This is a genomic window from Rhizobium sp. SG570, from assembly GCF_012275345.1.
Lineage (GTDB): Bacteria > Pseudomonadota > Alphaproteobacteria > Rhizobiales > Rhizobiaceae > Rhizobium > Rhizobium lusitanum.
Window position 1 is genome coordinate 275,022 of sequence record NZ_JAAZQI010000006.1, and the last position, 13,724, is coordinate 288,745.

Consider the following 13,724-nt stretch of genomic DNA (forward strand, 5'->3'; position numbering starts at 1 on the left):
ATATAGTGATTTAATTTATACTCGCCGATTCCCGGCTTAGAGCGCCCCTTGGGTCGCTGCAATCAAAAGCGGCGAGGAGGGAAAGGCAAGGATGCCGCCGATGGCAATCGCAATGCCGTAGGGGATTTTTTTGGCGACCATCAATGAATTCGGCACGGGCAGACCAATGGCCATGATGATGCTGGATTGCGACCGAAGCAAAACGATCAGAACCGTCACCACCCCGCCGATAAACGCGACATAGACGAGAAATTCCATCAGCGAAGAATCGAAACCGAACCAGAGTGCTGCAGCAGCCAAGAGCTTCGCATCGCCGCCGCCCATGACATTCAGCGCGAACAGCGCGAAGCAGGCAAAAAAGACAATGCCGGCGCCGGCGAAGTGCATACCGATTTCCGCAAATGAAAATCCGAAAACGGGCGCCAATACCAAGAATGAGACTGCGAGCGCCAGAGACACACGATTTGGGATCGTCATGGTCAGCAGATCGGAGATCGCCGCTATCGACATGCAAAGCGGAAAGATGAGTAATACTGCAGCTTCAAGCAATGCTAACTCCTCCGATCCTGTGTACTAAAAAAGAAACCGCCCACATTATTGGGCGGTTCCCATACCAAATTACTATTATGGCACCGCGACAGATTAATGTGCGGCCGAAGCGTTATTCATCTTCGTCGAGATGTTGTTGAAGGTCGTGCTGAGCGTATTGCCCAGGGTGGTTGCGCCGGCAATGATGGCGACCGAGATCAGAGCAGCGATCAGGCCGTATTCGATTGCGGTCGCACCGGATTCATCCTTCAGGAAGCGCGAAAAAAGCTTGGACATTGATTTACTCCACTCACTTTGTTGACAGCACGTCCGCCAACTGTTTGCCGTTGATCGGATGCGTTGAACCCTAGTCGCGCGCCGTTTCCATCGCTTTAAGGAAGTGGGTTAACACAGTGTAAATTCCAAAGCGAAAATAGAATAGTTAACTCCAATTCATGTCTTTCCAAGCATTTTTAAAGAAAACTTTTAGCTTAAAAGAAATTATTAGGTACATGTATATTAGAATAATATGCGACTTGCCTCGTAATGACACGTAGTTGTCGTGAAAAACGAAGAACGGAAGTCAGATGAGGGACACCAGCGTCATAATCACGCTATCGAGCGACGCCTTAATCGTTCATTCACCATTCTTTCTCATTCTGTGCGGTAAACATTTTCGACATCAACTCCAAGAGGCAAAGCCATGCCAATCGGCGGCAAAACCGCATTCCTTGCCGGCGTAGTCGCCCTGGCCAGCATGACACCACAGCATTCCCAGGCTGCGGGAGAAAGCATGCTGCGCGTCTACATGGATCACGCGCGCGTATTGAAGCTTGACCGTCCCGTCGCGAAAGTCATCGTCGGAAATTCCCAGGTCGCCGATGCGACTGTCGCGGATCCGAAGACCATCGTGCTGACCGGCCGCAATTTTGGCACCACGAATATCATCCTGCTCGATGCTGACGACAATGCGATCGTGGACGAACAGATCCTGGTCTCGATCGATGAAGGCAATACAGTGCGCGTCTTTCGCCAAACGGATCGCGCCGTACTGTCGTGCACACCCAATTGCGAACAGCACGCCCAGCAGAGCAATACCGCGACAGCCGCGCCAACTGGCCAGTAAGACGCTTTTGTTGATGCAAATATTCGAAAGAAATATTTAGGAATTACCCTCCAATCGATAATTCTGGTTTCCTTTAAATATGAAGAGAGAAGAGAAACGGATTATCAAGAAAGCATCTCTAGTTTCACCCGCAGGCAAATCGCCGCGGATACTCAACGATGCCAGACGATGATCTTCTCGGAAACAAGAGCCCAGCACGGCGGCGTGCCCGAGGTCGTTTGCGCGAATTCGTGCGCTCTCGCGACGGAACCGCGGCGATCGAATTCGCTTTGCTTGCCATTCCCTATTTCCTGATCGTCTTCGCGATCCTGGAGACCTTCGTCGCCTTCACCGCCGAGCAGGTCATTTCCAATGCCGTCGACACCCTGTCGCGCCAGATCAGAACCGGACAAATCACCGCAAGCAATACAACTCAGCAGCAATTCCGCCAGGCCTTCTGCAATGAGATCTCGGTGCTGATCACCTGCTCGTCATCGGAAGCGACGACGCCATCGAGCCTCTATCTCGATGTTGAAAACTACGCCAGCTTCGCAGCCATGCCGACGACAGTTCCGCGCCAATCGTCGACGGATCCCTATTCCGATCTCAAGACCACCGGCTTTGCATTCGCACCTGGCGGCGCCAAATCCATGAACATGGTGCGCGCCTATTATCGATGGCAGATCATGACGGACCTCATGCGGCCCTATCTCACCAACATACGACCGTCCGACGGCTCGATGCCGACGACCTACCTCATCGTCGCGACCGCTGCTTTCCAGAATGAGAACTATCCTTGAGCGGGCAAGCGAACATAATAGAGAAGGAAGGCACGTCCTTCGGTCTCCTGCGGCGCTTTGCACGCGACCGGCGCGGCGTCGGCGCGATCGAATTCGCCATTCTCTTTCCCGTGCTGCTGATGCTCTACCTCGGCGCTTTCGAGCTTACCGTCGGCCTCAGCTTCTCGAAGCGCGCCAGCCGCTCGGCCGGCTCGATCGCGGATATCGTCTCGCAGCAGTCGAGCGTCACGAAGTCGGTGCTTGCCACCATGCCGTCCGTGGCCAGTGCTATTTTCGCGCCCTATGTCACGACCGGCCTGACATTGAAGATTACCGGCATTGCGATCGACGCTACAGGAAATGCGACGGTGGCCTGGTCTTGGGCACAAGACGGGACGCGGCCCTATTCGGCCGGCACCGCGGTCACGATCCCCAGCAGCCTGAACCAGGCGAGCACGTTCCTCGTCCGCAGCGAGCTTGCCATCCCTTACCAGCTCATCAGTTTCGGCGCCAACTTCCTGCCGAGCGGCACCAACCAGATCACCATAAGCCGGCAGTATTACTATCGCCAGCGCGTCGGCACGTCGATCAGCTGCAGCGATTGCTGAGCGCGATCATCAAGACCAAGCTCGGCGTTCCCAACCGAAACGGAAAATTGCCAAGTCGGTGGCTCCGTTATATGGGTGACGTCCAATGCACCCGGCGGAACCGCCGGGCGGCGATGATCTTTATCGGGTGATCCATGGCGCGCGCCTTTCTCTTCGTTCTGGACTCTTTTGGCGTCGGCGGCGGCCCGGATGCGGCAAGCTATGGTGACGAGGGCGCCGACACGCTCGGCCATATCGCCGAATTCTGTGCCGCCGGTGCCGCCGACCGCGAAGGCCTGCGCCAGGGACCGTTGGTATTGCCGACCATGTCCGCCTTCGGGCTGCTGGAGATCGCCAAGGCGGCGACAGGCAGCTATCCCGCCGGAATGCCGCAGCCTGAGAAGCTTTATGGGGTCTACGGCTGCGCCAGCGAGGTTTCACGCGGCAAGGACACGCCATCAGGCCATTGGGAGATCGCCGGAACGCCTGTTATGTTCGATTGGGGTTACTTTCCGGCCGAGGGCGACGCCTTTCCGCCGGAGCTGGTGAAAGCCATCTGCGAGGCGGCCGATCTGCCCGGTATTCTCGGCAATTGCCATGCGTCCGGCACGGATATCATCGCCAGGCTCGGGGAAGAGCATATTCGCAGTGGCAAGCCGATCTGCTACACCTCGTCCGATTCCGTCTTCCAGATCGCCGCACATGAGCAGTATTTCGGGCTGGATCGGCTGATCGGCCTCTGCAAGATCGTGCGCACCCTGCTCGATCCCTATAATATCGGCCGCGTCATTGCCCGCCCCTTCGTCGGCGAGACAGCGGCAACATTCGAGCGGACCGGAAACCGCCGCGACTTCTCCGTGCTGCCGCCGGAACCGACCCTGCTCGACCGCCTCATCAAGGCCGAACGCACCGTGCATGCGGTGGGCAAGATCGGCGATATCTTCGCCCATCAGGGCGTTTCCAAAGTCATCAAGGCCAATGGCAACATGGCTTTGATGGATGCCACGCTGAAGGCCATGGACGAAGCTGCCGACGGCGATCTGGTCTTCACCAATTTCGTCGATTTCGACATGGTCTACGGCCATCGCCGCGATGTGCCGGGCTATGCTGCGGCACTCGAGGCCTTCGACGCGCGGCTGCCGGAAGTGCTTAAGAAAATGAAGGCAGGCGATCTCGTCATACTGACCGCCGATCACGGTTGCGACCCGACTTGGCGCGGCACGGATCACACGCGCGAGCGCGTACCGGTCATCGCCTATGGACCGGGAATCCGCTCGCGCTCCATCGGCATCCGCCAAACCTATGCCGACATCGGCGAGACGATCGCACAACATCTGGGCGTTGCGGCAGGACCGCATGGAAGGAGTTTCCTTTGACATCGCATTTGAAGAAGGTGGAGCTGCATTGCCATCTGGAAGGCGCGGCTCCGCCAGCGCTGACGCTCGCGCAGGCACGGAAATACGGCGTCGACACCAGCGCTTTCCTCAAGGATGGCATCTATCTCTGGAAGGATTTCGCCGAATTCCTCGTCTGCTACGACAAGGTTTCCGAGGTCTATCGCACGGAGGAAGATTATGCGCTGCTGACGGAAACCTATCTGGAAGAGCTTGCCGGCATCGGCACCATCTATAGCGAGCTCATCGTCTCGCCCGATCATGGGGACCGCATCGGCCTCGGCGCCGACGCCTATATGGCCGGGGTTTCTGCCGGTATTCGGGCCGCCAAGGCAAAGACCGGCATCGAGGCCCGGCTGATCGTGACAGGCGAACGCCACTTCGGCCCGGACCGGGTGGTGAAGGCGGCCGAATATGCGGCCAGGAGCGACAATCCGCTGATATCAGGTTTCAACATGGCGGGCGAAGAACGTATGGGCCGCGTCGCCGATTACGCCCGCGCCTTCGACATCGCCCGCGAGGCCGGTCTCGGCATCACCATCCATGCCGGCGAAGTCTGCGGCGCCTTCAGCGTTGCCGATGCCGTCGAGCTGGTTCGCCCCGATCGTATCGGCCATGGCGTGCGCGCCGTCGAGGATGCAGACCTCGTCAAGCGCCTCGCCGATCTCGGCACGGTGCTGGAGGTCTGCCCGGGCTCTAACGTCGCACTCAATGTCTTCCCGGATTTCCCGTCGCATCCACTGCGCAAGCTGCGCGAGGCCGGCGTGCGGGTGACCATCAACTCCGACGATCCGCCCTTCTTCCATACGTCGCTCAAGCGTGAATACGAACTGGCGTCAACCGCCTTCGGCTTCAGCGACGACGAGATCGACGCCATGACCCGCACGGCAATCGAAGCGGCCTTCGTGGACGAGGCGACCCGGGCGGCGTTGCTGGCGAGGCTGTAAAGGCTGGATTCCAGGCCGCAGACTGGGGATGAAATTTCCCAAAGCGGCCTATTTTCTTGCACCAGAGACGATTTCCGTGAAAGAAACATCTCATATCGCGGAATTACTGGAAGGCTGAAACCATGGACGGCGTCACTGTCATCGATCACCCGCTTGTGCAACACAAGCTCACAATCATGCGCAAGAAGGAGACGTCGACAGGGAGCTTCCGCCGACTGCTGCGCGAAATCTCGACGCTGCTTTGTTACGAAGTGACGCGCGACCTGGAATTGACCATCGAGACGATCGAAACGCCGCTTCAGCCGATGGACGCGCCGATCCTCGAAGGCAAGAAGCTGGTCTTCGCTTCGATCCTGCGCGCCGGCAACGGCCTGCTGGAAGGCATGCTCGACCTCGTGCCCTCGGCCCGTGTCTCGCATATCGGCGTCTACCGCGATCACGAGACGCTGCAGCCCGTCGAATATTACTTCAAGGCACCCGAGGATATCGCCGAGCGCCTGATCATCGTCGTCGACCCGATGCTGGCGACCGGCAATTCCTCGATTGCGGCGATCGACAAGCTGAAGGAACGTGGTGCCCACAATATCCGCTTCCTCTGCCTGCTGGCCGCTCCCGAGGGCATTGCCAATTTCCGCAACGCGCATCCGGACGTGCCGGTCTTCACCGCCGCGATCGACAGCCATCTGAACGAGAAGGGCTATATCGTGCCCGGCCTCGGCGATGCCGGCGACCGTATGTACGGCACGAAGTAGATTTCGCCGTTATATTTGCTTTTTACCCGGCGGTGTCCAACTGCCGGGCTTTTTATTGATTGCCTTAGCGGCCCTTCAGTAAAGTTGACTTACATATAGCGATGCCCGTAGGAGGGGCCTCGCTGATGCTTGTTCGCGTTCTTGTCTTTGCCGGCATCATCGCCGTTGCGGCCACCCAGGTGCCACCGCTCTTGACCGGGATCGCAAACAGAGAAAAGCCCGCGCCGGTGGAAACCGTTTCCGTTCCGCCGCAGAAGGCCGAACCGCCCAGCCTCTATGGCACCGTATTGCTGCACGCCGATGCGAGCGGCCACTATCAGGGCGATTTCAACCTTAACGGCCGACCGGTGCATGGGATGATCGATACCGGTGCAACCTATGTCGCGATCAACGAAAGCACAGCACGCAGCATCGGCTTCAGCAGCGTCGATCTGGACTATCGTTATCCGATGCAAACCGCAAACGGCACTTCCAAGGTAGCTCTCGTCAAGCTCGGGCGCCTGGAGATCGGCGGGATCAGAGTCCGCGATATCGACGCCATCGTGGCGAAGGACAGCGCGTTATCCACGACACTGATCGGCATGAGCTTCCTGAAAAGGCTGAATTCCTATGGTGTCCAGAACAGCACATTGCGCCTGACGCAATAGGGCGGCCAAGCGTTTCGCAGAATCGCTCAACCGCTCCGCTCTATTGTTTTGACGTCATATCCTGGTGACGATAACGGGCGGCAAGACAGGTGCAGTCTCAACGATGCGATAGTTGGCAGCCAGATCGGCCGTGGCCTTTTCCGCAGTTACCTCATCGACGGCGTGAACGGTTGCGATGCGGTCGCCTTTGCTGACCCTCGTGCCGAGCGGCAGGATATCGCTGAAGCCAACGCGATGATCGATCTTGTCCTGCGGATGACGTCGTCCGCCGCCCAGATCGATCACGCTCATGCCGATCGCGCGGGCATCGCAGGCGCCGAGCCATCCATCGGAGGAGGCAAGAACGGGCTTTTGCACCGGCGCGGCTGTCAGATACCGATCGGGATTCTCAAGCAGATCGACCGGACCGCCGAGACCATGCACCATGCGGCCGAACACGTCAGCCGCCCTGCCGGAAGCAATGGCGTCTCGCGCCCTGCCCTCCGCCTCGGTGCTGTCCGCAGCAATGCCGGACTGAACCAACATCTCCACAGCGAAGGCCAGCACGATCGTTTCAAGCCGCGTGCCCGCCTTGTTGCCCTTCAGGAAATCCAGGCAGTTGCGAAGCTCGACCACATTGCCGGCGGCATCGGCCAGTGGCTCATTCATATCGGTGATCAGGGCGGAGGTTTTCACGCCGGCGCCGTTGGCGACATCCACCAGCGAGCGCGCCAGTGTCTCCGCCTCCTCCTGCGAGGTCATGAAGGCGCCATTGCCGATCTTGACGTCAAGCACCAAGGTTTCCAGCCCCGCCGCCAGTTTCTTCGACAGGATCGAAGCGGTGATCAAGGGTACGGAGTCGACGGTTGCGGTGACATCACGCACCGCATAGAGCTTGCCGTCCGCGGGTGCCAAAGCGCCGGTCTGGCCGATGATGGCGCAGCCCACCTCGTCCACCACCTTGCGAAAGCGCGCCGCATCCGGGGTGATCCCGTAGCCGGGAATGGATTCCAGCTTGTCGAGCGTGCCGCCGGTGTGGCCGAGGCCGCGACCGGAGATCATGGGCACGGCGAGGCCGCATGCGGCGGCGATGGGGGCCAGCATCAGCGAGACGTTGTCGCCGACGCCGCCAGTCGAATGCTTGTCGGCGATCGGCCTGCCGATGCCGGACCAGGAGAGCGTATCACCGGAGCGGGCCATGGCGAGCGTCAAGGCCACGGTCTCATCGCGCGTCATTCCGCGAAACCACACGGCCATGGCAAAAGCGCCGATCTGGCTTTCCGCCAGTTCGCCAAGCGCCAATGCACCGATGAAATCGTCGATATCGGCAGCCGACAGCGCGGCGCCGTTACGCTTCAGCCGGATGATTTCCTGCGGGATCATGAGTTCAATAGCCTGAGGAGGCCGTCTTCGACTCTCCGCCGGCCAATACGTTCAGGATATCGTCAAGCAGGCTCGACGCACCGAAACGGAAGGTCGATGGCATGGCCCAGTCGGGCGCCATGATGGTCTCGGCAAGGCTTAGGTAAAGCGCCGCGTCGGCGACGGAGCCGATGCCGCCGGCCGGCTTGAAGCCGACCTTGCGGCCGCTGGCGCGGATCGCCCGCAGCATGATGTCCGCCGCTTCGAGCGTCGCATTGACGGCAACCTTGCCGGTTGAGGTCTTGATGAAATCCGAGCCGGCGTCGATGGCGAGTTCGGAGGCGCGCCGGATCAGCGCGGCGTCCTTCAATTCGCCGGTTTCGAGAATGGTCTTCAAGATGACTGGCCCCTTGCACTCGGCCTTGACGGCAGCCACCATGTCGGTGACGGCCTGTTCATTGCCGGCCAGAAATGCGTGATAGGGAATGACCAGATCGATCTCGTCGGCGCCGTCGGCAATGGCTTCGCGGGCCTCGGCTGATACGTCGGCCACCTCCATGTCGCCGGCCGGGAAGTTCACGACAGTCGCGATCTTCACGACATGGTCGGTTCCGAGAATGCTGCGGGCCTGGGCGACGAAGCGCGGCCAGATGCAGATCGCGGCGGTATTGCCATAGGGGGATTGCGCGCGGGCACAGAGCGTCTCGATCTGGGCGGGCGTGCAATCATCCTTGAGATTGGTGAGATCGAGAAGGGAAAGCGCAACGGCCGCCGTTTCTCTAAGGGAATGGCTCGTCATTGGGGATCTCCTCCGTCGGCAATCATTTCTTTCAAGATGGCGGCGAGACGGGCGCCGCCGACCGGAGCCATGTCCTTGGTCTCGTCATGCGAGAGTTCGCCGCCGGTCATGCCAGCACCATAGTTAGTGATGACTGAGGCAGCGGCAACCCTCAGGCCAAAAAGACGTGCCAGAATGACTTCCGGCACGGTCGACATGCCCACGGCATCGGCACCGAGGATGCGCGCCATGCGGATCTCCGCCGGCGTTTCGAAGCTCGGTCCGGAAAACCACATATAGACGCCGTGCGACAGCTTGATCTCAGCCTTTTCCGCGGCCTTGCGCATGCGCATGATCAGGTCGGTATCATAGGCGCTGGTCATGCCGACGAAGCGCTTGTCGCTTTCTTCGCCGATCAGCGGGTTCATGCCGGAATAGTTGATGTGATCGGTGATCTGCATCACCGATCCGGGCGCCATCTCCTCCCGCAACGATCCGGCCGAGTTGGTGAGAATCAGCGTCTCGACGCCGAGCGCCTTCAGCGTCTCGATCGGCACGCGCATGGCATTGGCGTCGCCCTTTTCGTAGTAGTGCACGCGGCCGGACAGCATGATAACAGGCACGTCGCCGAGCTGGCCCGCGACCAAAGTACCGGCATGACCGGAAACGGCGCTGACGGGGAAACCAGGCAGATCGGCATAGGGAATGCGCACGGCATCGCCAACCTCATCGACGAGAGAGCCGAGGCCGGAGCCCAAAACGACGCCGTAGCGCGGCTTCAGATCGCCGAGCTTTTTGGTGAGGATTTCGACGGCGGCGCTCATCCCAGCATCTCGGTTTCAAAGCTGAAGGGCAGCATCTCGTCCATGGTCATGGTCTTCTTCACGCCGGCCTCGTCGCAAAGGTAGATGCGTGTCTCCTTGCTGGCGAATTCGGCGATCTTCTGCCGACAGCCGCCGCAGGGCGGGCAGAGCGGCAGCTTTTCCGCAATCACGGCCATCTCGACGATCTTCTTGGCGCCACCCATGATCATGTGGCTGATCGCTGTGGGTTCAGCGCACCAGCCCTGCGGGAAGGACAGGTTCTCGATATTGGCGCCGGTATAGATCTTGCCGTCCTCGGCGCGGATAGCCGCTCCAACGGGAAATTTCGAATAGGGAGCATGGGCGAAAGCCATCGCCCCGCGGGCGGCCTCGAACAGATCATGCGACATGGACTAGCGCTCCTTGGTATAGGGCACGCCACCGGCCTTGGGAGGCTTGGCGACACCGATAAAGCCTGCGAGCAGGATGCAGGTGAGGATATAGGGCAGCGCCTGGAAAATCTGTACCGGCACTTCGCCGATACCCGGAACCGCCTTGCCCTGCATGAAATTGGCGAAGGCATCGAGGAAGCCGAACAGAAGGCAAGTGAACATGACCGGCACCGGCTTCCACTTGGCGAAGATCAGCGCCGCAAGTGCAATATAGCCCTTGCCCGCCGACATGTTGTTGATGAAGGCGGCGGACTGGGCGATGGCAAGATAGGTGCCGGAGAAGCCGCAGAGAATGCCGGCGACGATCAGCGAACGATAGCGCAGCCACTCGACGGAGATACCGGCCGTATCGACGGCACCCGGATTTTCCCCAACGGCACGCAGCCGCAGGCCGAACCGGGTGCGATAGAGGATCCACCAGGAAATCGGCACGGCGAGGAAGGCGAGATAGGTGAGGATATTGTTGCCGGAAATGACGTTGGCATAGAGCGGCCCAATGAACGGCACGTCACGCATGGCATCGACGCCGGGCAGCGTGATCGAGGCGAAGCGCGCCGAGCCCGGCAGCGTCGGCGTGCGGCCGCCCTGGCCGAACCAGGCCTGTCCGAGCACAATGGTCAAGCCGGCGGTCAGGAAGTTGATGGCGACGCCGGAGACGATCTGGTTGCCGCGATTAGTGATCGAGGCGAAGCCATGAAGCAGGCCGAGGACGACCGATATCACAATGCCGGCGCCAAGCCCTGCCCAGGCCGAACCGGTGACGGAGGCGACACAGGCTGCGGCGAAGGCCGATGCCAGCATCTTACCTTCGAGGCCGATGTCGAAAATGCCGGCACGCTCGGAAAACAGGCCCGCAAGCGCGGTAAAGATCAGCGGAATCGACAGGCGGATGGTCGAGCCAAGTATGCTGATGAGAAGATCATAATAGTCCATCATCCGATCCTCACGCCCTGGCAAATTTTTGATAGATGCGCGCAAGCGCAGGTCGGAACATATATTCCAGGGCGCCGGCGAACAGGATGACGAGGCCCTGGATCACAACGATCATGTCACGCGTGATGTTCGGCATATCAAAAGAGAGCGCGTCGCCGCCCTGGTAGAGAATACCGAACAGGATCGCCGCCAGAATGATGCCGAACGGATGGTTGCGTCCCATCAACGACACGGCGATACCGACGAAACCGGCGCCGAGCACGAACTCCACCTGCAGGCGCGCGGAGGCTCCCATGACCGGATTAAGTGCCATCATACCGGCGAGACCACCTGATATCAGCATGGCGATGACGACCGTGCGTGCATAGGGAATGCCGGCATAGACGGCGGCCGTCGGGCTGAGGCCGAGCGTACGCATTTCATAGCCGAGCTTGGTGCGCCAGACGAGAACCCAGACGAGAAAACACATGACCAGCGCGATGAGAAAGGACACGTTGAGCGGCGCTGCCCCGATGGTCGAGCCGAAGATGCCCATCAGCCAATCGAGCTTCGGAAGTTGGCCGCCCTCGAGAAAGGTGCGGGTTTCCGGTGCCATCTTGCCTGGCACGATCAACACATGCACCAGGATGAAATTCATCATCGCCGAGGCGATGAAGTTGAACATGATGGTGGTGATGACGACGTGGCTGCCGCGCTTGGCTTGCAACCAGGCGGGAATGAGAGCCCAGAGCGCACCGAAGATGGCCGCGCCGATCACCGCGAAGGGCATCGTCACATACCAGGGCACGTATCTGTCCAGCGCCAGCGCCACCAGGGCGCAACCGAGACCACCGACATAAGCCTGGCCTTCGGAGCCGATATTGAACAGACCGGCATGGATGGCGACGGCGACGGAAAGGCCTGTGAAGATGAAGCTGGTGGCATAGTACAGAGTAAAGCCGATACCCTCACCGCTGCCGAGAGCACCCTGCAGCAGCAGCACAAGGGCATCGAGCGGGCTCTCGCCGATGAACCAGACCACGAGGCCGGAAATCAGAAAAGCAACGATCAGGTTGAGGATGGGGATCAGGCCGTAATTGATCCAATTTGGAAGTGGAACGGAAGCAGTACTCATCAAGGCCTCATGCCGCAATGCCGGCCATCATCAGGCCGAGCGTTTGTTCACCGGCCTCAGCCGTTTTTTCACCGACGATATGCCCGGCGAACATGACAAGGATGCGGTCCGACAGCGCGCGGATTTCATCCAGCTCCACCGAAACCAGCAGGATCGCCTTGCCGGCATCGCGCATCTCGATGATGCGCCGATGGATGAACTCGATGGCGCCGATGTCGACGCCGCGCGTCGGCTGGCCGATCAGCAGCGCTTTCGGATCGCGCTCGATCTCGCGGGCGACAACGATCTTCTGCTGGTTGCCGCCGGAGAAGTTGGCGGTCTTCAGCCGCGCATTCGGCGGGCGGATATCGTATTTCTCGATCTTCTCGACGGCATCCTTGCGCATGGCTTCGAGATCGAGCATTCCGCCCCGGCCGTATTTGACGTCGCGGTGATAGCCGAGCATCGAGTTCTCGTATTCCTCGAACTTGAGGACGAGGCCCATGTGATGGCGGTCCTCGGGGATATGGGCAAGGCCCAGGTCGCGCAGGGCGGCAGGATCGGCCATGCCGATCGGCTTGCCGTGCAGATGGATCTCGCCTGAGGCCGGCTTGCGGATGCCGGCGATCGCCTCCAGCAATTCGGACTGGCCGTTTCCGGCCACGCCGGCGATCCCGACGATTTCTCCCGCACGGACATCGAAGGAGACGTTGTCGACCATCGTGACGCCGCGGCCATCCTTGACGGTCAGATTGCGTACCGACAGCAGGACGTCGCCGGGATTGGAAGCACCCTTCTCGACGCGCAACAACACGCGGCGGCCGACCATCAGCTCCGCGAGTTCCTCCACGGTGGTTTCCGCCGTCTTGCGGGTGGCGACCATCTCGCCGCGGCGCATCACCGATACCGTGTCGGTGATCGCCATGATTTCGCGCAGCTTGTGGGTGATCAGGATGATGGTCTTGCCCTGATCGCGCAGCACGCGGAGAATACGGAACAGATTGTCGGCCTCGGCTGGCGTCAGAACGCCTGTGGGCTCATCGAGGATGAGGATCTCGGCGCCGCGAAACATTGCCTTCAGGATCTCGACGCGCTGCTGCTGGCCGACGGGAAGCTCCTCGATCAATGTGTCCGGATCGACCTCCAGGCCGTAATCCTTCTCCAGACGACCAAGCTCGGCGCGCGCGGCTGCGACGCCCTTGGCGAGCAACGCGCCGCCTTCGGCACCCAGCATCACGTTTTCGAGCACGGTGAAATTATCGACCAGCATGAAATGCTGGTGCACCATGCCGATGCCGGCGGCGATTGCCGCCTGGCTATCACGGATGGCGATGGGATTGCCGTTGATGCGGATCTCGCCGCTGTCAGCATGATAGAATCCGTAGATGATCGACATGAGCGTCGATTTCCCGGCACCGTTTTCGCCGATGATCCCGTGGATCGAGCCTTTGGCGACGGTCAGGTTGATATCTTTATTGGCGTGGACAGCACCGAATTTTTTGTCGATGCCCACGAGCTCGATGGCAGGTGTTTGGCTCACTATAGGGGGCTCCAGAAACCAGATTCCGGATAAGAAAAGGGCGTA

Annotated in this window: 16 protein-coding genes; 7 read left to right on the plus strand and 9 right to left on the minus strand. The window is 60.0% G+C overall.

Translation table 11 applies throughout. The features are described 5' to 3' along the window. Window positions 1-36: 36 nt before the first annotated feature. Window positions 37-549: a prepilin peptidase gene (locus FHT28_RS15120; RefSeq protein WP_092575962.1), complete on the minus strand. Its 513-nt coding sequence runs from the start codon at window positions 547-549 to the stop codon at window positions 37-39. Between the two features lie 93 nt (window positions 550-642). Then, window positions 643-825 (minus strand): Flp family type IVb pilin, encoded by a 183-nt coding sequence (locus FHT28_RS15125; RefSeq protein WP_092575965.1) that lies wholly within the window; start codon window positions 823-825, stop codon window positions 643-645. Window positions 826-1,231: 406 nt separating this feature from the next. Between FHT28_RS15125 and FHT28_RS15130 the strand changes: the two genes are divergently transcribed. The 7 genes from FHT28_RS15130 to FHT28_RS15160 all read left to right on the plus strand — a co-directional run bounded on the left by FHT28_RS15130 (window position 1,232) and on the right by FHT28_RS15160 (window position 6,739). Next, the gene (locus FHT28_RS15130) at window positions 1,232-1,654 is read left to right on the plus strand and encodes a pilus assembly protein N-terminal domain-containing protein (RefSeq protein ID WP_168596632.1); all 423 of its coding nucleotides are present in this window, start codon (window positions 1,232-1,234) and stop codon (window positions 1,652-1,654) included. A 158-nt stretch (window positions 1,655-1,812) separates the two neighbouring features. Beyond that, complete coding sequence (locus FHT28_RS15135; protein ID WP_168596633.1) at window positions 1,813-2,433, plus strand: TadE/TadG family type IV pilus assembly protein; 621 nt, start codon at window positions 1,813-1,815, stop codon at window positions 2,431-2,433. Further along, complete coding sequence (locus FHT28_RS15140; RefSeq protein ID WP_234904012.1) at window positions 2,430-3,020, plus strand: TadE/TadG family type IV pilus assembly protein; 591 nt, start codon at window positions 2,430-2,432, stop codon at window positions 3,018-3,020. The genes FHT28_RS15135 and FHT28_RS15140 overlap by 4 nt, the downstream gene beginning before the upstream one ends. 134 nt (window positions 3,021-3,154) lie before the next feature. Further along, entirely contained in the window at window positions 3,155-4,375 is a 1,221-nt protein-coding gene (locus FHT28_RS15145; RefSeq protein WP_168596634.1) for a phosphopentomutase, read from the plus strand. Then, a complete protein-coding gene (locus FHT28_RS15150) occupies window positions 4,372-5,340 on the plus strand; it encodes an adenosine deaminase (protein WP_037200388.1) in 969 nt (322 codons plus the stop codon). The genes FHT28_RS15145 and FHT28_RS15150 overlap by 4 nt, the downstream gene beginning before the upstream one ends. Before the next feature lie 122 nt (window positions 5,341-5,462). Further along, on the plus strand, window positions 5,463-6,092 hold the full coding sequence (gene upp, locus FHT28_RS15155) for a uracil phosphoribosyltransferase (protein ID WP_037200387.1): 630 nt from the start codon (window positions 5,463-5,465) through the stop codon (window positions 6,090-6,092). A 125-nt stretch (window positions 6,093-6,217) separates the two neighbouring features. Next, on the plus strand, window positions 6,218-6,739 hold the full coding sequence (locus FHT28_RS15160) for a TIGR02281 family clan AA aspartic protease (protein WP_047560084.1): 522 nt from the start codon (window positions 6,218-6,220) through the stop codon (window positions 6,737-6,739). Window positions 6,740-6,793: 54 nt separating this feature from the next. Here FHT28_RS15160 and deoA read toward each other — a convergent pair whose 3' ends face one another. Genes deoA through FHT28_RS15195 form a run of 7 tightly spaced genes read right to left on the minus strand, consistent with a single transcriptional unit; the run spans window position 6,794 to window position 13,679 of the window. Continuing rightward, the gene (deoA, locus tag FHT28_RS15165) at window positions 6,794-8,101 is read right to left on the minus strand and encodes a thymidine phosphorylase (RefSeq protein ID WP_168596635.1); all 1,308 of its coding nucleotides are present in this window, start codon (window positions 8,099-8,101) and stop codon (window positions 6,794-6,796) included. A gap of 4 nt (window positions 8,102-8,105) precedes the next feature. Further along, window positions 8,106-8,879 carry a deoxyribose-phosphate aldolase gene (gene deoC, locus FHT28_RS15170; protein ID WP_037200384.1) on the minus strand — a complete coding sequence of 258 codons (774 nt, stop codon included), beginning with the start codon at window positions 8,877-8,879 and terminating at the stop codon, window positions 8,106-8,108. Next, window positions 8,876-9,682 (minus strand): purine-nucleoside phosphorylase, encoded by an 807-nt coding sequence (locus FHT28_RS15175; RefSeq protein ID WP_037200382.1) that lies wholly within the window; start codon window positions 9,680-9,682, stop codon window positions 8,876-8,878. The genes deoC and FHT28_RS15175 overlap by 4 nt, the downstream gene beginning before the upstream one ends. Continuing rightward, a complete protein-coding gene (locus tag FHT28_RS15180) occupies window positions 9,679-10,071 on the minus strand; it encodes a cytidine deaminase (protein ID WP_037200381.1) in 393 nt (130 codons plus the stop codon). The genes FHT28_RS15175 and FHT28_RS15180 overlap by 4 nt, the downstream gene beginning before the upstream one ends. 3 nt (window positions 10,072-10,074) lie before the next feature. Next, window positions 10,075-11,046, minus strand: coding sequence for an ABC transporter permease (locus FHT28_RS15185; protein ID WP_168596636.1), 972 nt, complete (start codon window positions 11,044-11,046; stop codon window positions 10,075-10,077). 10 nt (window positions 11,047-11,056) lie between these two features. After that, window positions 11,057-12,160, minus strand: coding sequence for an ABC transporter permease (locus FHT28_RS15190; RefSeq protein WP_037200380.1), 1,104 nt, complete (start codon window positions 12,158-12,160; stop codon window positions 11,057-11,059). Window positions 12,161-12,167: 7 nt separating this feature from the next. Next, window positions 12,168-13,679: an ABC transporter ATP-binding protein gene (locus FHT28_RS15195; RefSeq protein ID WP_037200378.1), complete on the minus strand. Its 1,512-nt coding sequence runs from the start codon at window positions 13,677-13,679 to the stop codon at window positions 12,168-12,170. Between the last annotated feature and the right edge of the window lie 45 nt (window positions 13,680-13,724).